Origin of the sequence: Reyranella sp. (assembly GCF_965227665.1) — a bacterium.
GTDB lineage: Bacteria > Pseudomonadota > Alphaproteobacteria > Reyranellales > Reyranellaceae > Reyranella.
This window is the reverse complement of the sequence record NZ_OZ245767.1, coordinates 3,466,881-3,487,002: the sequence shown is the minus strand read 5'-3', so window position 1 is coordinate 3,487,002 and position 20,122 is coordinate 3,466,881. Positions and strand designations below refer to the sequence as shown.

At 67.8% G+C, this 20,122-nt stretch carries 16 protein-coding genes; 9 read left to right on the top strand and 7 right to left on the bottom strand.

All coding sequences use genetic code 11. The annotated features are described in order from the left end of the window. Window positions 1–5 precede the first annotated feature (5 nt). Window positions 6–1,670 (bottom strand): SulP family inorganic anion transporter, encoded by a 1,665-nt coding sequence (locus ACO07I_RS16755; RefSeq protein WP_422009519.1) that lies wholly within the window; start codon window positions 1,668–1,670, stop codon window positions 6–8. A 195-nt stretch (window positions 1,671–1,865) separates the two neighbouring features. Here ACO07I_RS16755 and ACO07I_RS16750 point away from each other — a divergent pair, with 195 nt between their 5' ends. The 3 genes from ACO07I_RS16750 (at window position 1,866) to ACO07I_RS16740 (ending at window position 4,766) form a co-directional block, all read left to right on the top strand. Further along, window positions 1,866–2,855 (top strand): TRAP transporter substrate-binding protein, encoded by a 990-nt coding sequence (locus ACO07I_RS16750; RefSeq protein WP_422009518.1) that lies wholly within the window; start codon window positions 1,866–1,868, stop codon window positions 2,853–2,855. An 82-nt stretch (window positions 2,856–2,937) separates the two neighbouring features. Further along, complete coding sequence (locus ACO07I_RS16745) at window positions 2,938–3,450, top strand: TRAP transporter small permease (protein WP_422009517.1); 513 nt, start codon at window positions 2,938–2,940, stop codon at window positions 3,448–3,450. Further along, window positions 3,447–4,766 carry a TRAP transporter large permease gene (locus ACO07I_RS16740; RefSeq protein WP_422009516.1) on the top strand — a complete coding sequence of 440 codons (1,320 nt, stop codon included), beginning with the start codon at window positions 3,447–3,449 and terminating at the stop codon, window positions 4,764–4,766. The genes ACO07I_RS16745 and ACO07I_RS16740 overlap by 4 nt, the downstream gene beginning before the upstream one ends. A gap of 9 nt (window positions 4,767–4,775) precedes the next feature. Here the strand turns inward: ACO07I_RS16740 and ACO07I_RS16735 are convergent, their stop codons facing one another. Continuing rightward, the gene (locus ACO07I_RS16735) at window positions 4,776–6,299 is read right to left on the bottom strand and encodes an alpha/beta fold hydrolase (protein ID WP_422009515.1); all 1,524 of its coding nucleotides are present in this window, start codon (window positions 6,297–6,299) and stop codon (window positions 4,776–4,778) included. Between the two features lie 106 nt (window positions 6,300–6,405). Here ACO07I_RS16735 and ACO07I_RS16730 point away from each other — a divergent pair, with 106 nt between their 5' ends. From ACO07I_RS16730 to ACO07I_RS16715, 4 genes are all read left to right on the top strand, one after another. After that, on the top strand, window positions 6,406–7,653 hold the full coding sequence (locus tag ACO07I_RS16730) for an MFS transporter (RefSeq protein ID WP_422009514.1): 1,248 nt from the start codon (window positions 6,406–6,408) through the stop codon (window positions 7,651–7,653). After that, on the top strand, window positions 7,650–7,799 hold the full coding sequence (locus ACO07I_RS16725; RefSeq protein ID WP_422009513.1) for a hypothetical protein: 150 nt from the start codon (window positions 7,650–7,652) through the stop codon (window positions 7,797–7,799). The genes ACO07I_RS16730 and ACO07I_RS16725 overlap by 4 nt, the downstream gene beginning before the upstream one ends. Before the next feature lie 367 nt (window positions 7,800–8,166). After that, window positions 8,167–12,093 carry a hypothetical protein gene (locus ACO07I_RS16720; RefSeq protein ID WP_422009512.1) on the top strand — a complete coding sequence of 1,309 codons (3,927 nt, stop codon included), beginning with the start codon at window positions 8,167–8,169 and terminating at the stop codon, window positions 12,091–12,093. A 1-nt stretch (window position 12,094) separates the two neighbouring features. Beyond that, on the top strand, window positions 12,095–13,012 hold the full coding sequence (locus tag ACO07I_RS16715) for a hypothetical protein (protein ID WP_422009511.1): 918 nt from the start codon (window positions 12,095–12,097) through the stop codon (window positions 13,010–13,012). Window positions 13,013–13,021: 9 nt separating this feature from the next. Here the strand turns inward: ACO07I_RS16715 and hslU are convergent, their stop codons facing one another. Beyond that, on the bottom strand, window positions 13,022–14,332 hold the full coding sequence (hslU, locus tag ACO07I_RS16710; RefSeq protein ID WP_422009510.1) for an ATP-dependent protease ATPase subunit HslU: 1,311 nt from the start codon (window positions 14,330–14,332) through the stop codon (window positions 13,022–13,024). A gap of 7 nt (window positions 14,333–14,339) precedes the next feature. Then, the gene (gene hslV, locus ACO07I_RS16705; protein WP_422009509.1) at window positions 14,340–14,903 is read right to left on the bottom strand and encodes an ATP-dependent protease subunit HslV; all 564 of its coding nucleotides are present in this window, start codon (window positions 14,901–14,903) and stop codon (window positions 14,340–14,342) included. Window positions 14,904–14,980: 77 nt separating this feature from the next. Here hslV and ACO07I_RS16700 point away from each other — a divergent pair, with 77 nt between their 5' ends. After that, entirely contained in the window at window positions 14,981–16,240 is a 1,260-nt protein-coding gene (locus tag ACO07I_RS16700; RefSeq protein WP_422009508.1) for an NAD(P)/FAD-dependent oxidoreductase, read from the top strand. A gap of 437 nt (window positions 16,241–16,677) precedes the next feature. On the opposite strand, the gene ACO07I_RS16695 is transcribed toward ACO07I_RS16700, so the two are convergent. From ACO07I_RS16695 to ACO07I_RS16685, 3 genes are all read right to left on the bottom strand, one after another. Further along, window positions 16,678–17,643, bottom strand: coding sequence for a hydroxymethylglutaryl-CoA lyase (locus ACO07I_RS16695; protein ID WP_422009507.1), 966 nt, complete (start codon window positions 17,641–17,643; stop codon window positions 16,678–16,680). 18 nt (window positions 17,644–17,661) lie between these two features. Further along, entirely contained in the window at window positions 17,662–18,891 is a 1,230-nt protein-coding gene (locus tag ACO07I_RS16690; protein WP_422009506.1) for a CaiB/BaiF CoA transferase family protein, read from the bottom strand. 86 nt (window positions 18,892–18,977) lie between these two features. Further along, entirely contained in the window at window positions 18,978–19,727 is a 750-nt protein-coding gene (locus ACO07I_RS16685) for a M48 family metallopeptidase (RefSeq protein WP_422009505.1), read from the bottom strand. On the opposite strand from ACO07I_RS16685, the gene ACO07I_RS16680 reads away from it, so the two are divergent. Beyond that, on the top strand, window positions 19,726–20,121 hold the full coding sequence (locus ACO07I_RS16680) for a carboxymuconolactone decarboxylase family protein (RefSeq protein ID WP_422009504.1): 396 nt from the start codon (window positions 19,726–19,728) through the stop codon (window positions 20,119–20,121). The genes ACO07I_RS16685 and ACO07I_RS16680 overlap by 2 nt on opposite strands. Window position 20,122: the final 1 nt, after the last annotated feature.

The following is a 20,122-nucleotide window of genomic DNA, read 5'->3' as shown; positions in this document are numbered from 1 at the left end:
CCATCCTACAGCAGATGCGCCTCGCGCACGGCATCGTCGACGGAGGGCAGATAGCGGACCTGCGGCCGCCCGGCGCCGGCCCGCAGCAGCGCGTGGCGCACCGACGGCGTGGCGCCCGTGACATAGACCCGGACGCCCTGCCTTGCCGCCTTTCGGCCGGCGCCGGCAATGACGTTGGCCGCCGTCGAATCGACGAAGGGCACGGCGCTGAAGTCGATGACGAAGGCCTTGTGCTGGTCGGCGATATTGTCGAGCACGGCGCCCACGGTCGAGGCCGTGCCGAAGAAGAAGGCGCCGGACAGGCGGTAGACGATGACCCGCGGGTCGGTGACGAGATCGGCGGCGAAGGGCGCGCGGGCCGGCTGCGCCACGATGCCCGCCGTCGCGGTCAGGCGCTGGATGAGCAGGATGACGCCCAGCGCCGTGCCGACCACGATGCCTTCCATCAGGTCGCGGAACACGGTGAGCAGGAAGGTCGAGAGCAGCACGACCGCATCGCCGCGCGAGGAGCGCAGCAGGGTCATGAACTCATGCTTCTCGGCCATGTTCCAGGCGACCACCGCCAGCACGCCGGCCAGGGCGGCCAGCGGGATATAGGCGGCGAGCGGCGCGGCCAGCAGCATGAAGGCCAGCAAGAAGACCGAGTGCAGCATGCCCGCGACCGGCCCGCGCGCGCCGGCGCGCACGTTGGTCGCGGTGCGGGCGATCGTGCCGGTGGCGCAGATACCGCCGAACAGCGCCGAGGCGATGTTGGCCACGCCCTGGGCCACCAGCTCGCAGTTCGAGCGATGGCGGCGCCCCGTCATGCCGTCGGCCACCACCGCGGACAGCAGCGATTCGATGGCGCCCAGCAGCGCGAAGGAGAGCGCATCCGGCAACACGGCCAGCATCTTGTCCAGCGACATGTCGGGCAGGCTGGGCGCCGGCAGCATCGACGGGATGCCGCCGAAACGGCTGCCGATCGTCTCGATCGGCAGGCCCAGCGCAAAGGTCGCGACCGACGTGGCGACCACGGCCACGAGCATGCCCGGCCAATGCGGCCGCAGCTTCTTGAGGCCAAGAATGATGGCGATGGTCGCGACCGCGAGGACGACGGCGGCTGCGTTAATCGTGCCGGCCGCGCCCGCCAGCACTTCGAGCTTGGCGGCGAACTCTCCCGGCTCCTTGCCCTGCAGGGTCAGGCCAAACAGGTCCTTGATCTGGCTGGCGAAGATGATGACGGCGATGCCGGTCGTGAACCCCACGGTAACCGGATAGGGGATGAACTTGACGAAGGTGCCGAGCCGGAGCGCGCCGGCCGCCACCAGGAAGACGCCGGCCATCAGGGTGGCGAGCATCATGCCCTCGATCCCGTGGCGCGCGACCGTCGCGGCGACCAGCACGATGAAGGCGCCGGCGGGACCGCCGACCTGGAACCGGCTCCCGCCCAGCGCCGAGATCAGGAAGCCGCCGACGATGGCCGTGAACAGGCCGCGTTCCGGCGTGGTGCCCGAGGCAATGGCGATGGCCATCGAAAGCGGCAGCGCCACGATCGCCACCGTGAGGCCGGCGACGGCATCGGCCCGCAGCGCCGCCAGCCCGTAGCCCTCGCGCAGGACCGAGACGAGCTTGGGAACGAAGGGGCCGTCGAATCTCGCGAGGAAATTCGAAGAAGGGGTACTGAGGGACATAATACAGAATATTTGTGTGTTATGATGATATCGAATAACGCGCACCGGCACAACCCGACGCAAAGTCCGGACCAGCCTCCCGGAAATAGGGGAGGTTGTTGTCTGACAACTTGGTCGCGCCCGCCGCGAAACCCATGCATAGTCCGCGCAGGGTCCCGGTCTCAGAACCAAAACAGGGCCTTCGGAGGAAACGACATGAAGCGCAGACTGCTGATGGGCGGTATCGCCGCCTCGACTCTCGCGGCCCCGTTCATCGCCAAGGCACAGGCGCCGCTGACGCTGAACGGCGCGGTGCAGTTCAATGACGACCACGCCTTCAACAAGACGCTCCTCAAGTTCGAGGAGCTGGTGAAGCAGTATTACGGCAAGCCGATCAACTTCGTGCTCCACCGCAATTCGTCGCTGGGATTGGAGAAGCAGTATTTCGAGTACATGGCGCAGGGCAAGGCAGTGGACTACGCCATCGTCTCGCCGGCCCACATGTCGACCTTCTCCAAGGCGGCACCCTTCATCGACGCGCCGTTCCTGTTCCGCGACCTCGCGCAATGGAACAAGGTGCTCGACCTCGACCTGCTGAAGCCGGTGGCCGACGAGGTCGCGCAAAAGGCCCAGGTCATGCTGATCGGCTATGCCGGCGGCGGCGTGCGCAACATCTTCGTCAACAAGCCGGTGAGCAACCTGGCCGAGATCAAGGGCCTTAAGGTCCGCGTCCAGGGCGCGCCGATCTGGTCCAAGACCTTCGCCGCGGCCGGCATGTCGCCGACGGTCATCGCCTACAACGAGGTCTACAACGCCATCCAGAACAACGTCATCTCGGCCGGCGAGAACGAGGCGGCCGGCGTCGAGTCGATGAAGTTCTACGAGGTGGCGCCCAATCTCGCGATGACCGAGCACGCCATCACCATCCGTCCCGTGTGCTTCTCGTCCAAGACCTTCAAGTCTCTCCCGAAGGACCTGCAGGACGCCGTCGTCAAGGCGGGCAAGGAGGCCGGCGCCTATGGCCGCCAGGTCGAGAGCGGGGAAGACGAGCAGAAGCTCGTCGCGCTGGAGAAGGCCGGCAAGCTGAAGCGCATCCCGTTCAAGGACCGCGCCGAGATGAAGAAGATGGTCGATCCGGTGATGGCGGCCTACGCCAAGGAGATCGGCGCCGACGGCATCTTCACGCAGATCGTCGCCACCAATTGATCCGTACGCGCAGCGAAGCCGCGGGCTTCGCTGCGCCATTTCCCGGTCCGCAGCCGGGTGCGTTTTTCCGGACGGTTCCCGAATGAAGTCTCCTGCCTCGCCACCCGGCCTCTGGCGCCGGTTCACGGCCGCCTATGCCAAATTCCTGACCGGCCTGCTGGCCTTCTCCGTCGCCATCATCATCATCCCGGTCACCCTGCAGATGATCTCGCGCTACACCGCGCTGATCCCGGCCTATATCTGGACCGAGGAAATGGCGCGCTTCCTGTTCATCTGGATGATCATGATCGGCGCCATGATCGGCGTACGCGAAGCCTCGCATTTCGAGGTCGATGTCTGGCCGACCCTGCCCCGCCGCGGCGAGGCCGCCGTGCGGATCGTGGCGCGGCTCGGCATCCTGGCCTTCGCCATCGTGTTCCTGGTCGGCGGCATCGAGTTCACCAGCTTCGCCTGGTACCGCACCTCCGAGCTGGCCGACCTGCCGCTCTGGATGATCCATATCGCCTGGCCCGTCGCTGCCGTCACCTGGATCGTCTTCCTGGGCGAGCAGTTCTACGACGAAGCCCGCATCCTGTTCGGCTGGAGCCCGACATGACCGGCGCGCTCTTCTCCGCCGGCGAGGCCGCCTCGATCCTGTTCGGCTGCTTCTTCGTGCTGCTGGTGCTGCGCGTGCCGGTGGCCTTCGCGCTGGGCCTCGCCTGCCTGCCGCTGTTCTATCTCGAGCCCCGGCTCGGGACGATGATGCTCGCGCAGGAAACCTTCAACGCCTACAACTCCTTCATCCTGCTCGCGGTGCCGTTCTTCCTGCTGACGGCCAACCTGATGAGCGTCGGCGGCATCACCGACCGGCTGGTGGCCCTGTCGCGCGCCATCGTCGGCAGCTTCCCGGGCTCGCTGGCCCAGATCAACGTGGTCCTCTCGGTCTTCTTCGCCGGCATCTCCGGCTCTTCCACCGCCGATGCGGCAAGCCAGAGCAAGATCTTCATCGATGCCCAGACCCGCGAGGGCTACGACCTCTCCTTCTCGGTCGCCATCACCGCCGTCTCCGCCGTCCTGGCGGTGGTCATCCCGCCCTCCATCCTGATGATCGTCTGGGGCGGGCTGATCTCGACCTCGATCGGCGCGCTCTATCTCGCGGGCGTGGTCCCCGGCCTGCTGATCGCCGGCGCCCAGATGGTCACGGTGCATGTCTATGCCGTGAAGCGCGGCTACCCGACCTATCCGCGTGGGACGCTCCGCGAACTGCTCTGCTCGATCTGGGTGTCGATCCCCGCGCTGATGACACCGGTCATCATCGTCGGCGGCATCCTGGCGGGCTGGTTCACAGCAACGGAGTCGGCCTGTGTGGCCGTGCTCTATTCCGCCGTGCTGTCGATCTTCGTCTATCGCGAAATGGGACCGAAGGAGGTCTACAGGGCGCTGGTCGACACCGGCAAGCTCGCCTCGGTGGCGTTGTTCTGCATCGGCACCGCCTCGGCCTTCGGCTGGCTGCTGGCCTACTACCGGATCCCGCAGGAGCTGCTGGCCAACGTCACGACCTGGGGGATGGGCCCGATCGGCGTCGGCTTCTTCATCGCCTTCGTGTTCCTGGTGGTCGGCTGCTTCCTCGATGCGATCCCGGCGATCATCATCGTCGGCACGGTGCTGGAGCCGCTCGCCAAGTCGGTGTCGATGGATCCCGTCCACTTCGCCATCGTCTCGATCGTCGCCCTGGCCTTCGGTCTGGTGACGCCGCCCTACGGGCTCTGCCTCATGATCTCCTGCGCCGTCGCCGGCGTGCCGCTGCGGCTTGCCCTCAAGGACACGCTGATCATGCTGGTGCCGATGATCGTGGTGCTGGCGGCGATGATCGTGTGGCCCGACATCGCGCTGTTCCTGCCCCGCCTCATTGCGCCGGAGCTTCTGAAGTAGACCGCAGGCTCACGGCATGTTGCGCACGCGGTCCCAGGCGGCGGTGAAGTTCGGCGCCTTGTCGGGACGGCAGGGCAGCGCACGCTTGGGGTTCGGCTCCTCGATGAAGGCGTCGCGCAGGCGGGCGGCGCAGGCGTCCTGCACGACGACACCATGGCCCTGCGCCCGGAACACGACGTTGCGCGAGGCGGGCAAGGTCTTCGCGGCCTCGCGCGCCCAGGCCGGTGGCGTCAGCCAGTCGTAGCCGCCGCTCAGCAGCAGGGTCGGCACCTCCGACTTCACTGGCTGGCGTTCCGCGGCCGGCGCAGGCGCGACCCTCCAGACCGGACAGAAAGTCGGTGACTTGCTCGACCGGGCGTTCAGCCCGTAGACGCCGTTGCTCTCGATCGCCTTGCGCCGCGCCGTCCGGTCGACCATGGGCCAGGTCTCGCGGCATTCCACACTGTTGTAGAGGCCGTCGAACTGCTGGGCATTCTGCTCCAGCAGGCCGCCATCGTTGGTCTCGAGATCCTCGGCGTAGAGCTTGAGCAGGCGCAGGTCGCCGCGCTGGGCCGCCGCCACCGTCTCGGGGATGGCGGCGACTTCACCCTCGCGCATCATGTTCAGCAGCACCATCAGCAGCTGGGTGCCATCGAGGCGCGTGGGATGCGGGCCGTCTTCCAGGGTGAGCGCGAGTTCGAGCGGCGTGCGCTCCGCCGCGTCGATCAGGCCCTCGATGGCGGCGCGCAGGGTGGGGTGGCGTTCGCGGCACACGGCATCGGCGGCGCAGTCGGCATAGAGCTGTTCGAAGGCGCGGCGGACGATCGCCGGCTCGTTCTGCTCGCCGTTGACCTGAGGCGGATAGACGCCGTCGAGGACGGCCGCGCGCACCAGGTCGGGATGCCGCCGCATCACCTCGAGCGCCCATCTTGTGCCGTAGGAGACGCCGTAGATGTTGATCTTGCTCTGGCCCAGCGCCGCCGCCAGGTCGGCCACGTCGTCGGCCAGGGCCGGGGTCGTGTACATGCCGAGATCGATCTTGCGGCGGTCCAGCCCGGTCCGGCAGCGCGAAAGAATCTCGCGCTCCTGCTGCTCGGTCACGGCGCGGCGGCGCGCCTTCGCGGGGTCCGAGGTGCGGGTATCGAAGCAGTCGAGGTTGGGGGTCGACCCGCCGGCGCCGCGCTGGCTCAGAATGACGACGTCGCGCCGGCGGCGGATGGCGGCCGTCTCGTTCCACCAGTCGCCTTCGCTCAGCGCATCCGCTCCCGGCGTCGAGGCAACCAGCGGCGAATCGCCGGGGCCGCCCGAGAGGTAGATCATCGGCTCGACGCCGGCGGTCCGCTTGGCCTTGAGGATCGCCACCTTGAGCTTGATCTCGCGGCCCTGTGGCTGGTCGCGGTTCTCCAGCACCGTCAGCACGAAGCATTCGACCCGGTCGCCGCGCGGCGGCTTGAAGGTGCAGCGCTCGCGGTCCAGTCGCGGCGCCGCCCCGGCGCTTCCTGCCAAAACGATCAGGAATGCTGCCAACCCGCCCAGGAACCGCAGTCGCGCCATGGATATGTTCTGCCACATCGAAGCTTGTGACGGCATGAAGTAATTCTATGGAAACCATAAGGCAGGACATCTTGCCAGCCCTTGCATGCCGCCTCAGGTTGCGGCCATGACCCAACGCTCCTATTGGACCGCCGTCTGGTGCGGCTTCCTCGTCCTCACCATCGGCCTCGGCGTCCGCCAGAGCTTCGGCATCTTCCTCAAGCCGATTTCCGCCGAACTCCATGTCGGCCGCGAACTCTTCTCCTTCGGCACGGCGCTGTCGATGCTGCTGATGGGCGCCATCGCGCCCTTCTCCGGCCGCCTGGCCGACCGGTTCGGCTCCGCACCGACCATCGCCGGCGGCGGCGCGATCTATGTCCTGGGCATGATCGTCACCGCCACGATGCACGACGGCTTCATGCTGATCCTGGGCAATGTGCTGGTCGGCATCGGCCTGTCGGCGGCGACCTTCGGCCCGGTCCTGGGCGTCATCCTGCGCGTGGCGCCGCCCGCCAAGCAGGCGCTGGCGGTGGGCATCTGTTCGGCCGGCGGTTCGTTCGGCCAGTTCTTCATCGTGCCGCTGGCCGCGGTGCTGCAGAACTATTTCGGCGACTGGCGGCCCACCATGTGGGCGCTGACCCTGCTCGCTTTGATCATGATCGTGCTGCCGCTCGGCCTCAATGACCGCAAGGAGATCGCGGCCTCCAAGCGCGGCAGCGGCGGCAACCAGACCACCGGCGCGGCGCTGTCCGAAGCCTTCGCGCAGCGCAGCTTCGTGCTGCTGGTGGTCGGCTACTTCGTCTGCGGCTTCCATGTCGCCTTCGTCGGCGGCCATTTGCCGGCCTATATCTCCGACAAGGGGATCGGCCTGTCGCTGTTCGGCATCGACCTGTCGCCGGCCGAACTCGGCGGCTGGGCAATCGGCATGGTCGGCCTGTTCAACATCGCCGGCGCCATCCTGTGGAGCTCGATGGGCAACAAGTTCAAGCGCAAGAACCTCCTGTCGACGCTCTACCTGCTGCGTTCGCTGGTCTTCCTGGGCTTCGTGATCGCGCCGCTGTCGGCCGCCTCGGTGCTGATCTTTGCCGCAGCGCTGGGCTTCCTGTGGCTGGGCACGGTGCCTCTCACCACCTCGCTGGTCGGCTACATCTTCGGGCCGGTGCACGTCACCATGCTGAACGGCATCGTCTTCTTCGGTCATCAGGTCGGCAGCTTCTTCGGCGGCTGGGGCGGCGGGCGGCTGTTCGACCTGCAGGGCAACTACGACATGATGTGGTGGATCTCGATCGCACTGGGCCTCGTCTCGGCCGCGCTGCACTACCCGATCGTCGAGGAGCGGCTGGTCCGTTCGACCTCGATCCCGCAGCCGGCATGACGGCCGGCCCAACCCTGGGCTGGCGTCCCGTGCTGCTGTGGGGGCTGGCCAGCCTGGTGGCGGCCGCGACGGTCGTGTCGTTCATCCTGTGGGGGCTGAACGGCCCCGCCTATCTCGTGGACCTGATCGCCGCCTATTGCCTTTGATTCTCGCCTCCCCATTCGGATGGGGAGGGATTTCTTGAGCAGGCCGCGCCCGCGCCTCCGGCATGCGCCGCGCAAATACCAAGGATCTGACCCCGGATTCAGGGGTGCGGCATTCGCTTCGATTGTTTCGTTTATTTCGTTTGTTTCGTTTATGCGACCTGACGACGTCACCGGGACGCAGGGGCAGAGCGCGCACGCGATCGAGGGAGAGGCGGTCGCGACGGTCGTGTCTTTCGTTCTGTGGGGGCTGAACGGGCCCGCATATCTCGTGGACCTCATCGCGGCCTATTGTCTTTGACGAGGAGCAGCTAACCTCACACCGTGCGCAGCGCTCGACGCTGGTGCCGCGGGCGGGGGAGCGCGACGAATGCCGACAGTACGACTGGACCAGGACGTGTTTGCCGGGGGCGGCACGGTCGCCACCGATTGGGCCCAGGCCGGCGGCAATGCCCAGGTCACCATCGCCGCCGGCGCCCAGGTCAACCGCGGCATCAATTTCGATCTCGGCATCTCCGCCCTCGCCAACGTCGATGCCGGCGTGGGCAGGTTCCTGAGCGCCGAACTCTCGGGTCAGGCCAGCGCCACGGCCTCGGTCGCGGCGCAGATCCAGGTGCCGATGAACCTGTTCGGCGAGATCGGCTTCGCCGTCCGCCTGCAGGCGATCGCCGAGCTGGCGGCGGCGGTCCAGGTCAGCCTCGGCCTCAAGGTCGGCGACTTCCTCGAACTGGCCGGTACCGATTCCAACATGCGCGGCCTGCCGGTCGACCTGCTGCGCGTGTTCCTGTCGGAGATCGACATCAAGGCCGGCCTCTATGCGAAGGCGGCCTTGACCGCTCAAGCCTACGCCCAGCTCGTCGTCACGGGCACGGCGATCGCCCAGCCGGCGCGCAACCTCAGGCCCGGCTTCAACATCGTGGCCGGCATGGGCGTCGGCCTGAAGGCCGGCGCCGGCTTCCGGGTCTTCGCCGCGATGGAGTTCGCCGACTTCAGCCGCTTCGTGGCGCGCTCGGTCGACGTGCTGGTGGATGGCGCCTGCCGCGAAGCGGCCGCCGGCCTGCCCGCCGGGGACGCGACCTCGCGGGCGCTTCTGCAGGCGGCGCGGCCGGCCTTCAAGATGGCCCTGCGCACCGCCTACGAGCTGGGCGAGTTCATCGCCGTCAACGCGCCGCAGGCCAATGCGGCCGGCGCGGAACAGGTCGCGCTGCGCTGCGCCCAGGTCGCCCTGGAGGAGGGCCAGCGTTTCCTGCTCGAAGGCCTGACCGATGCCGCGCTGCAGGCGCTGCGGACCGCCATGCAGGACTGGATGGCGCCGCCGCTCAACGCCCGCTGGCGGGCGGCACGCGCGGTGCGGCGTGCCCTGTCGGATCATCTCGACGGCTTTCCGGCCGAGCCCTTCGACGGCGCGCCCGCGACGGAAGCCTATTGGAACACCCTCGTCACCCGCATCGTCGATCTCGCGACCGCGATGGCCAGCGGCACGCTCGATCCGCCGACGCAGCGCTTCGTCGCAGTGCTGTGGTCGGCCGCCCAGCTCGCCCTCGTCGCCGCCCGGCGCGTGACCCGGGCCGATGCTTCGCTCCGCGTCATCGGCCTGCCGCCGCGCCAGGTCCATGCGCCGTTCCAGGGCAGCCTCTCCGTCCAGCCGCCCCAGATCGTCCGCGATCACATTCGGGGGTCGCTCGCCGCCGCGCCGACGGGCGCGCTGCAGCTCGGCCATCTGGTCGAGTTCCTCACCGCCGATGCGGCGCTCGATTTCCTGCGCCAGCAGAACCCGGGGGTGGATCGCTTCCTCGGCGCCATGACCGGCCCGCTCGGCACCCTGGCCAACGACGTCGCCCGCACGTTCCTGCGCAACATCGGCAGCGCCGTCGTGGCCGGCGGACGGCCCGACGCGCAGGCCACGCTGGAAGCCATCGCCGCCTCCCTGCGCCGCTTCGTCGGCACGCAGATCCACGAAGAACTGGCCCCGGTGCTGCGCGAAAATCTCCTGTCGCGGCCCGACGTGAAGACCTATTTCGACGAGGTCTTCCTGCCGACCACAGACTTCACGCTCGACACGGTGTTCGGCGCCGCGCTCGACTGGAGCCGGCGCGGCGCCGACCGGGAGCGCCTCAAGGAAGCGCTCTCGGGAATCCTGATGAAGCTGGTCGGCCGCAGCCTGGTGGCGACCGCCGACATCATGCTCACCGAAGCGCAGCGCAAGATGCAGGGCATCCTCAACGGCCTCGCCGACAATGTGGAAGCGCCCAACGGCATCGTCCGCCAGCTCTCGCGCGCGGCGAACCTGCCGGTGCCCGTGAGCGAGATCGCCGAACTAACCGCCGACGCCCTGCGCATCGGCGGCGAGGTGCTGGGGCCGCTGAGCGACAGCCAGCGCGCGAAGATTCGCACGCTCATGTATCGGGTCATCGATCCGGTGCCGGTCGATGCCGGCACGTCGTTCATGCGCCAGCTGGCCGACAGCGCCTTCCTGCCCAATGCCGAGGCCATGATGGAACTGGCCACCGAGCTGGGTTCGGTCGGCGGCGAGCGTTTCCTGCAGTTCGTCATCAAGCTGGTCGAGTTGATCGGCCGAAAGATCCTCGACGAGCTTTCGGCCGTCATCGACGCGGCGGGCGCGCAGATCCAGCAATGGTACGAAGACACGCGGCAGGCGCTGGAGGAGTTGCAGCAGCAGATCGGCCGGCTGGCGGCGGAGATCGAACGCCTGGCCAACCAGGTCGCGCGCGACTTCGACCGGGCGATCGACGATCTCCTGGGCGCGCTGGCGCCGCTCGCCACGCCGTCGGGCCGCCGCACCTTCAAGGCCCGCCTCGCCGACCAGGTGATCGACGACGCCTTCGCCCTCCTCGACGACAACTACGTCTATCGCACGCTGGCGCCGGCCCCCGTGCGGGGGGCGATCCGGGCGGCCGCGCGCAGCGCCGTCGAGGGCGCGCTCGACAACGACGTCCTCGATGGCGTGCTCGACATCGTGGGCGAGGTCGCCGAGGAGGTCGATTCGCTGATCGACGATGTCCGCGACCTCGATCCCAGGCGCGATCTCGCCGAGCAGATCGGCAACCTGCTGCTGAACCGGCTGACCGACGCGATATATGACAATCTTGGCCGCGATCCTCACATCAACGTGGGATTCGACGTCACCGTGCTCGGCACGCGCCACCGTCTCTTGCTGGGCCGGATCGACGTGCCGATCGGTGCGGTGGTCGACGGGCTGCGGGCGGCCATCCGCCAGTTCGACGCCTTCGAGGATGCGGTCCGGGATGCCGCGGGTGCCCTTGCCTCCGCCTTCGCCGGCGAGGCGCGCCTGCGAACGGCCGAGACCGAGCGCACGAACAAGGCGGCCGCACAGGCACGGCTCGGCGTCCAGCGCGCGGCGCTGGAAGCGGCGCCCCGCAGCGTCAAGATCCTCTCCCCCACGAGCGGCAGCGCCGCCGCCGGTTCGATGCGCATCCGGATCGAGGTCGAGGGCCTGTCGCCCGCCGCCGTCGAGGATCAACCCGATCGCCCTTCCGTCGTGAGCGTGTTCCTCAACGGACGGGAACTGCCGCTCTCGTCCTTCACCGTAACCGAGACAAGTACGATGGCGCCGCCGGTGCTGGGGCCCATCCCCGGTGTCTACGACGCGCGCCAGGAACTCGACCTGCGACCCCATTGGACCGCGATTCGCAGTCCCGCCAAGCCGGGGAAGGCCGCGGCGAGGAAGGCCGTCGCTCAACTGGCGGTGATCGCATCGAAGCGCACCCCGACCCGTCCGGTCGGCATCCCCGGCAGCACACCGCTCGCACCGCTCAAGGGCAAGGCCGCGCCGTTCGGCCACGCGCCCGCCAAGCGCGCGGAGCGGCGCTTCGGCAGGCCGCTCACCGTGACGCAGATCGGACGCCTCGTCGGCCAGACGACCGGCGGTATCGTGCTGTCGTGCCTGCTGGACGGCAGCGCGCTCGAGGAAGGTCTCAACACACTGGTCGTGGCGGTCGTACTGCCAGGGGGCAGTCGCCTCGAAACGGCCTGCACCTTCTTCGGCGAGACGGTTGCGATGCCGCCGTCGAGACCCAAGCCAACGGTGCCGAAGCCGGGTTCGGTGCGACTTCCCGGCATTAGGCCCATCAGGCCAGCCGACCTGGTACCGCAGAAGATCGCGGGCAAGTTCGTGCTGCCGCCCAAGAAGGCGCGGCTGCAGGCGATTGCCGCGCAGAAGAAGGCCATCGAGCTGCGCGGCGCGGAGAAGCGCAAGGCGCTGTGCGACGGGCTGGGCGTCACGCTGGCGCCACACCTCAAGCCGGGGAAGCGCTGAGATGGAGATCATCGAGAGCCTCAAGCAGCTCCTGGGTCTGGACGATCCGCCGGCGATTCCGCTCGATCAGCGGCGCCGCGACGCAAAAGCGGCCATCGAAGCCTGGTTGCAGGTGCCGCGGACGACCCAGTATAGCCTGCCGCCCGACAGGTTTGCCGAGCGCCTGCGCACGCTGGTCGAATCGCCCCAGGAGCTGCGGCAAGGCCAGTACAACTGGTGTCTGCCGGCCGCGTTCCTTCAGTCGGTCCTCCGCCGGTTTCCGGACCTGGTCACTCAGTTCGGCCTGGAACTCTACACCAGGGGCGGAGGCCGTCTGGGCGACATCGAGGTCTCGCTGACCGACGCCTTCCGGGCCTTCGACTATCCCGATCTCATTCGGTCGGACCCGGAGCTGCCGCAGCGCAATCGCGACCTGTATCTCGCCTCCCACGCGGATTGGATCCTGCTGGGAGCCGTGCAGGACGAAACGACCCTCTATCCGATGAGCGGTTCGCCTCGGGATCCCGTGAGCTTTTCGGTCGGCACACTGACCGACCTGTTCGAGGAGTGCGGCCTCTACGAGGACGTGACGACGTTATCCTCGTCCGACAAGAGGAACCGGCAGAAGCTGATCGATGCGCTGGAGAAGAGCCGCACGCAGGACATCCTGCTGGTTGGCGACATCGCGAACTTCGGCGTCGGTCGGATGGGACGCCACGCGGTGCGCCTCGTCGCGCCCCCGACCTTCACCGCCCCGGCGGGCGGCGGAACGCCAACCGACCAGGAGACGATGACGTTCCAGTTCTGGAGCTGGGGATTCCAGCCCTCGGGCGTCGCAGGCATACCCTTCGACCCCGTGCAGAATGCTTTCACCTATTCGCTGACGCGACGTCAGTTCGCCGCGATGGAAATCATCATCGCCGAGCCGAAACCGATCTGATCGATCGGCCTACAGCACGAACTTCGACAGATCGGCGTTCTTCGCCAGCTCGCTGACATGCGAGCGGACGTAGGCGGCGTCGATCTCGATCTTGGTGTTCGGCTTGTCGGAGGCGGTGAAGCTGATTTCCTCCAGCAGCTTCTCCATCACCGTGTGCAGCCGGCGGGCGCCGATATTCTCGACCGTCTCGTTGATGTCGGCCGACAGCCGCGCCAGCTCGTCGATCGCGTCGGTGGTGAAGTCGAGCTCGACCTTCTCGGTCGCCAGCAGCGCCTTGTACTGCTTGACCAGGCTGGCTTCCGGCTCGGTCAGGATGCGGCGGAAATCCTCCTGGCTGAGCGAGGCCAGGCTGACACGGATCGGCAGGCGGCCCTGCAGCTCCGGCAGCATGTCCGAGGGCTTGGCGAGGTGGAAGGCGCCGGAGCAGATGAACAGGACGTGGTCGGTCTTCACCGGCCCGTGCTTGGTGTTCACCGTCGTGCCCTCGATCAGCGGCAGCAGGTCGCGCTGCACGCCTTCGCGGCTCACGTCGCCGCCGCCGCGGTACTCGCTGCGCGCGGTGATCTTGTCGATCTCGTCGATGAAGACGATGCCGTTCTGCTCGACCATGTCGCGCGCCTCGCGGACGACCCGCTCCTGGTCGAGCAGCTTGTCGCTCTCCTCGCGCAGCAGCGTCTGGTGGCTCTCGGCCACGGTCATCTTGCGCTTCTTGGTGCGGCCGCCGAACGCCTTGCCCAGCATGTCGCCGATATTGATCATGCCGACCGATGCGCCGGGCTGGCCCGGAACCTCGAACTGCATCGGTCCGCCCGAATCGGCGATCTCGATCTCGATCTCGCGATCGTCCAGCTCGCCGGCGCGCAGCTTGTGGCGGAAACGCAGCTTCGTCTCCTCGCTGGCATTGGCGCCGCACAGCGCCTCGACCACGCGGTCCTCGGCCGCCAGCTCGGCCTTGGCCTTGACGTCCTTGCGCAGGCTCTCGCGCGCCATCTCGATGGCGGCTTCCATGAGGTCGCGCGCGATCTGCTCGACGTCGCGGCCGACATAGCCGACCTCGGTGAACTTGGTCGCCTCGACCTTGAGGAACGGCGCGTTGGTGAGCTTGGCGAGACGGCGCGCGATCTCGGTCTTGCCGACGCCGGTCGGGCCGATCATCAGGATGTTCTTGGGCAGCACCTCGTCGCGCAGCGAATCGGCAAGCTGCAGGCGGCGCCAGCGGTTACGCAGCGCAATGGCGACGGCGCGCTTGGCCTCCTGCTGGCCGACGATGTGCTTATCGAGCTCGGAGACGATCTCGCGCGGGGAAAAGTCGTTACTCATGGGGCTCTCAGAGCTTCTCGAGGACGATGTTGTGGTTGGTGTAGACGCAGATGTCGGCAGCGATCTTCATCGACTTGCGGGCGATCGCCTCGGCATCGAGCCCCTCCACGTCGATCAGCGCCCGCGCGGCCGAGAGCGCGTAATTGCCGCCCGAGCCGATGGCGATGATGCCGCCCTCGGGCTCCAGCACGTCGCCCGTGCCGGACAGCAGTAGCGAGACGTCCTTGTCGGCCACCGCCATCAGCGCCTCGAGCTTGCGCAGGTAGCGGTCGGTGCGCCAGTCCTTGGCGAGTTCGATCGCCGCGCGCAGGAGCTGGCCGGGATGGCGCTCCAGCTTGGCCTCGAGCCGTTCGAAGAGCGTGAAGGCGTCGCCCGTGGCGCCCGCGAAACCCGCGATGATCTGGCCGTTGCCGATCCGGCGGACCTTCTTGGCGTTGCCCTTGACGATGGTCTGGCCCATCGACACCTGGCCGTCGCCGGCCATCACGACCTGGCCGTCCTTGCGAACCGAGAGGATGGTCGTGGCATGCCAGCCGGGACCGGAGGAACTGTCTGATTGTGCGGAAGACATGCGCCCTAAATAGGGATTCACAGCCACAAATCAATCGCGACCTCTGGCCCGCGCAGGCGGCGTGCTAACGTCGGCGCATGAGTGAATCAGCCCAGAGCGACCCCGTCATCGTCATCGGCGCCGGTATCGTCGGCGCCGCCACCGCCCGCGCCCTGCAGCGCAACGGCCACAAGGTGACGCTGCTCGACAGCGCCGAGCCCGGCAACGCGACCTCCTTCGGCAATGCCGGTTTCCTCTCCGTCGACAGCCTGATCCCGCTGGCGCGGCCGGCCACCCTGAAGAAGGTGCCGCAGATGCTGATGGACCGGAACGGACCGCTCACGGTCCATCCGCCCAGCCTGCCCTGGCTGCTGCCCTGGATGGCCCGCTTCGCGCTGGCGGCGATGAGTCAGGCCGAGGTCCAGAAGGGCAAGGACATGTTCCGGCCGCTGATGCTCGAGGCCGACATCGCCTGGAAGGCCGAGATCCAGGCCTCGGGCCTCGGCGAGCTGTTCCGCACCCGCGGCGCGCTCTACGTCTACGAGAGCGAGGCGTCGTTCCTGGGCACCGACGAGATGCGCGGGCTGCAGTCGGGCAAGGGCACCGAGTTCGAGATCGTCGACGGCAACCGGGCGCGCGAGCTGGCACCGGGCCTCAGCCCGACCATCGTGCGCGGCATCCACTATCCGAACGGCACGCACACGATCGATCCGCACAAGGTCGTGGCGACCCTGGTCGAGCGCTTCACCGCCGAGGGCGGCACGGTCGTGCGCGGCCGCGTGCGCGGCTTCCGCCGCGACGGCAACCGCGTCACGGCGGTGCAGCTCACCGATTCGGAAATGCCCGCGAGCGCCGTGATGATCTCGGCGGGCCGCGCCTCGGGCGAGCTGACGCGCCTGCTGGGCTTCAACGCGCCGCTGGTCGCCGAGCGCGGCTATCATGTGATGGTGGCGCCGGACAATGTGCGCTTCGACCTGCCGGTCAGCCCGCCCGACCGCGGCCTGTTCTTCACGCCGATGACCGACGGCCTGCGCATCGCCGGCACGGTCGAGCTGGCGGCGCCGCACCAGCCGCCCTCCTGGCATCGCGCCGATCTCCTCAAGAAGCATCTCAAGGACATCTTCCCCGGTGTCGGCGGCGCCGAGCAGAGCCGCTGGATCGGCGAACGTCCCACCTTGCCCGACTATCGTCCCGCGATCGGCCGCGCGCCGCGCCTCGCCAACGTCTATTGCGGCTATGGCCACCAGCATCTCGGCCTCACGCTGGCCACCGCGACGGGCCGCCTGATCGCCCGCCTGATGGAAGGCGAGCAACTGCCGAGCGCGCTGCAGGCCTGCGATCCGGGACGATTCGGCTAGAGTCTTTCCGGGCGAGATTGAATCGAACCGAACGTCCCAACGCTGACCTCACCCTGAGAGTCTGGCCGGAAATGAATGCAGCTAAAACAAGGGGCTATGAACAGCCCCAATAACCTCACCCTGAGGAACATCGCGCAGCGATGTGTCTCGAAGGGTGGGAACGCGCACCTTGCCTGTTGCCCATCCTTCGAGACGCGCCGCTTCGCGACGCTCCTCAGGATGAGGTAAGTGCTTGAATCGATTCAATTCATTTCCGGCCAGCCTCTCAGGATGAGGTGAATGGTCAAGTTGAGATGGAACGTCTCTAAGCGTTTGGGGGAAGCGAAAGGTCCCTCACTGCGTTCGGGATGACAGCGTTTTCTGCATCGACGCACGGCGCCAACCCAGCAACCTTGTCATCCCGAGCGTAGCGAGGGACCTTTGGCTCACAGGAGAGATTACGCCGCCTGAGCCTGCTGCCGGAACGCCGTGAGGCTGCCGGCGTGGAGCAGTTCGCTGGGCAGCACATGGCCGACGATGCGTTCGGCCATGCGGCCGACCTCGATGAGCCGGTCGAGATCGACGCCGGTATCGATGCCCATCTCCTCGCAGAGCAGCACCAGCTCCTCGGTCGCGATGTTGCCGGCCGCGCCCTTGTGAGCGGCGAACGGACAGCCGCCCAGCCCGCCCACCGTCGAATCGAAGGCGCTCACGCCCATGCGCAGGCCGGCATGCGCGTTGGCCACGCCCATGCCCCGCGTGTCGTGCAGGTGCAGCGTGATCTTCTGGTCCGGCCAGCGTTCGCGCACCGCGCCGACCACGCGCTCGATGCGCGGCGGCACCGCCCAGCCCATCGTATCGGCGAGGCCGATATCGGTGATCGTCGCACCGGCCTCGGCGGCCAGCGCGAAGCCGTCCGCCAGGCCCTGCAGCACCTCGTCGACGGTGACCTCGCCCTGGAAATTGCAGCCGAAGGCGGCCATCACGCCGATGCGCGTCACGGGGATTCCATGCGACAGGTGCAGCGCCGTCTGGGCGCGCATCGCCTCCATGTTCTGGGCGCGGCTGCGATGCAGGTTCTTGTAGCTGAATCCTTCCGAGGCGCTGAGCGCGATCGAGCCGTAGAGCTTGAGCTTGTCGCGGAACTTCAGCGCGCGCGCGAGGCCCTTGTCGTTGAACCACAGGGCGGTGAAGTCGACGCCGGGCTTCGTGCGCACGCGCTCGACGACCTCGTCCGCATCGGCCCAGCCGGGCACGATGCGCTGGCTGACGAAGGAGCAGATCTGGATGTGATGCAGCCCCGTCTCGGCCAGCGCCTCGATGAGCTCGATCTTGTGGTCTGAAGAGATCGGTCCCGGCTCGATCTGGAAGCCCTCGCGCGGGCCTTCCTCGTGAATCTCCACCTTCTTTGGCAGATCGCTCATGTTCCGCTCCCGTCCGTTCTAGCGTTGTCCCGTCGCGACGACGCCGCGTTGGTGAAGATCGTGCACCTCCTCGGCCGCGAAACCAAGCTCGCGCAGGATGGTCTCGGTGCTCTCGCCGACGGCCTGCGGCTGCTGGCGCAGGCCGAGATCGTGCCCGCCCAGCTCGATCGGCAGGCGCGGCAGCTTGACGTGCCGTCCCTTGCCGAGATCGGTCTCGAGCATGCGACCGCCGGCGTTGAGCTGCGGATCCTCCTGCAGATCCTCGGGCCGGCCGAGCGGTGCGAAGGGCAGGCTGCCTGCCTCGCAGAAGGCGACCATCTGGTCGAGCGTATGGCGCTGCACGATCTCCGAAATGATGGGCACGAGGCGCGGCCGTCCGAGGATGCGGTCCTCGTTGCTGGCGAGCGTCGCGTCGGCCAGCAGATCCGGACGATCGAACAGCCGGCAGAACTGCGCCCAGTGCTTGTCGCTGGTGATGCCGAGGAAGAACAGGCGATCATCGGAAGTCTTGAACGTCTCGTAGATCGCCCAGGCGCCCTGGCGCTCGGGCATCGGCGGCACGGTCCGGCCCGTCACCGCCCCGCCGGCCATATGCTGCGCCATCAGGAAGGCCGCCGATTCGAACAGGGCGGAGCGCACTTCCTGCCCGCGGCCGGTGCGGTTGCGCTCCTGCAGCGCCGCCAGGATGCCGACGACACCGAACACGCCCCCCATGATGTCGCAGATCGAGGTGCCGGCGCGCAGCGGGCGGCCAGAGGGCCCGGTCATGTAGGCGAGGCCGCTCATGTACTGGACGATCTCGTCGAGCGCCGGCCGATTCTCGTAGGGGCCGCTCAGGAATCCCTTCAGGGCGCAGTAGACGAGCCGCGGATAGTCCTTCGCGAGATCGGCATAGCCCAGGCCCAGCCGCTCCATGGTGCCGGAGGCGAAGTTCTCGATCATCACGTCCGACTGGGAAAGCAGCCGATGGATGATCTTCTTTCCCTCCTCCGACTTGATGTCGATCGCGAGGCTTCGCTTGTTGCGGTTGAAGGTGCCGAAGAAGCCGGCCGCGAAGCCCGCGAGGCGTCGCGTGCGGTCGCCTTCCACCGGCTCGACCTTGATGACCTCGGCGCCGAGATCGGCCAGCACGAGGCCGCAGGACGGTCCCATGACCACATGGCAGAACTCGAGCACGCGAATGCCCTGCAGCGGCAGCGCACGATTTTCCTCCGGCGCCGTTCCGCCCGCCGTGCCCTGCTCATCCATGACTCTCTCCTCGCAACGCCCTCGTTTCGGCCGGCAACCTTCCAGCGCGGCCGCGCGGCCGCAACTGGGAATCCATGCCTGTCCCGCTAGCCGCCGTATTGCAGCAATGTCTCGCCGTTCTTCTTGAGCCAGGCTTGTGGCCCCTCGATGGGGCCGTCGCACAAGGCGCTCGCCAGTGCCCAGAAGCGGGGACTGTGATTCAGGTGGACCAGATGGGCCGCCTCGTGGGCGGCCAGGTAGTCGAGCACCTCGGGCGGGGCGAACACCAGCCGCCAGGAGAAGGAAAGCGAGGCGTCGGGCCCGCAGCTTCCCCAGCGCGAGCGCGTGTCGCGCACCGAGATGCGCTTCACCGGCCGCTCGGCGCGGGCGGCCTTGGCGTGGACCCGCGGCACCAGCTCCTTCTTCAGCTCGCCGACCAGCCAGTCCTTCACCCGGCGCGACAGGTGCTCGGGCCGGCCCGCGACATGGATCTCGTTGCCCTCGCGCCAGACCGTGCCGCGGGCCTCCGGCCGGTGGCGCAGGCGATGGGGCACGCCGAACAGCGGGATTTCCGCGCCATCAACGAAGGGAATTCGCGCCGGCAGGCGCTCGAGGCGCGCGGCAATCCAGCCAGCATGCGTTTCGGCGAAACCGACGGCCGTGCCGCGCGCCATGCGCAGCGGCGCCGTCAGCACGATCCTCCGGTTGGCCGGATCGACCCGCAGCGAGGCGCGGCGGGCGCGGGCATTGCGCACGAAGGTGACGGAAAGCGTGTCGCCGGCATGAGCAATGGTCAGTTGCTCGGGCTCCGGCGTCGCTTTAGGCAGGAAACGACTGAACCAAGAGGAAGACGACATGTCCGAAGAACAGGCTCACAAGACGCTCAGCGATGCAGGACGAAAGGTCCTCTCGGAGGTTCTGGGCGAATCCTATCTCGCCAAGCGCGACGCGACCAACAACGATTTCTGGGGTCCGGTCCGCGCCTTCTCCGAGGAATTCGCCTACGCCTCGCTGTGGACGCGCGACGGGCTCGACCGCAAGCAGCGCAGCATGATCACCATCGCCATGCTCTGCGCGCTGAACCGCCCGCACGAGCTCAAGATCCACCTGGTGGGCGCGCTGAACAACGGCTGCACCAAGACCGAGCTGCGCGAGATCTTCACCCACGCGATCGCCTATTGCGGCTTCCCGGCCGCCATCGATGCGCTGCGCGTCGCCGAGGACGTGCTGAAGGAACAGGGGAAGTTCTGAC

Excerpts from the sequence above, each read along its gene's own strand:
- ACO07I_RS16700 (WP_422009508.1), top strand. The coding sequence starts at position 14,981 with ATGAGTGAATCAGCCCAGAGCGACCCCGTCATCGTCATCGGCGCCGGT.
- ACO07I_RS16725 (WP_422009513.1), top strand. The coding sequence starts at position 7,650 with ATGACGGCCGGCCCAACCCTGGGCTGGCGTCCCGTGCTGCTGTGGGGG.
- ACO07I_RS16755 (WP_422009519.1), bottom strand. The coding sequence starts at position 1,670 with ATGTCCCTCAGTACCCCTTCTTCGAATTTCCTCGCGAGATTCGACGGC.
- ACO07I_RS16745 (WP_422009517.1), top strand. The coding sequence starts at position 2,938 with ATGAAGTCTCCTGCCTCGCCACCCGGCCTCTGGCGCCGGTTCACGGCC.
- ACO07I_RS16715 (WP_422009511.1), top strand. The coding sequence starts at position 12,095 with ATGGAGATCATCGAGAGCCTCAAGCAGCTCCTGGGTCTGGACGATCCG.
- hslU (WP_422009510.1), bottom strand. The coding sequence starts at position 14,332 with ATGAGTAACGACTTTTCCCCGCGCGAGATCGTCTCCGAGCTCGATAAG.
- ACO07I_RS16750 (WP_422009518.1), top strand. The coding sequence starts at position 1,866 with ATGAAGCGCAGACTGCTGATGGGCGGTATCGCCGCCTCGACTCTCGCG.
- ACO07I_RS16690 (WP_422009506.1), bottom strand. The coding sequence starts at position 18,891 with ATGGATGAGCAGGGCACGGCGGGCGGAACGGCGCCGGAGGAAAATCGT.
- ACO07I_RS16680 (WP_422009504.1), top strand. The coding sequence starts at position 19,726 with ATGTCCGAAGAACAGGCTCACAAGACGCTCAGCGATGCAGGACGAAAG.
- ACO07I_RS16695 (WP_422009507.1), bottom strand. The coding sequence starts at position 17,643 with ATGAGCGATCTGCCAAAGAAGGTGGAGATTCACGAGGAAGGCCCGCGC.
- ACO07I_RS16685 (WP_422009505.1), bottom strand. The coding sequence starts at position 19,727 with ATGTCGTCTTCCTCTTGGTTCAGTCGTTTCCTGCCTAAAGCGACGCCG.
- ACO07I_RS16720 (WP_422009512.1), top strand. The coding sequence starts at position 8,167 with ATGCCGACAGTACGACTGGACCAGGACGTGTTTGCCGGGGGCGGCACG.
- ACO07I_RS16740 (WP_422009516.1), top strand. The coding sequence starts at position 3,447 with ATGACCGGCGCGCTCTTCTCCGCCGGCGAGGCCGCCTCGATCCTGTTC.
- hslV (WP_422009509.1), bottom strand. The coding sequence starts at position 14,903 with ATGTCTTCCGCACAATCAGACAGTTCCTCCGGTCCCGGCTGGCATGCC.
- ACO07I_RS16730 (WP_422009514.1), top strand. The coding sequence starts at position 6,406 with ATGACCCAACGCTCCTATTGGACCGCCGTCTGGTGCGGCTTCCTCGTC.
- ACO07I_RS16735 (WP_422009515.1), bottom strand. The coding sequence starts at position 6,299 with ATGGCGCGACTGCGGTTCCTGGGCGGGTTGGCAGCATTCCTGATCGTT.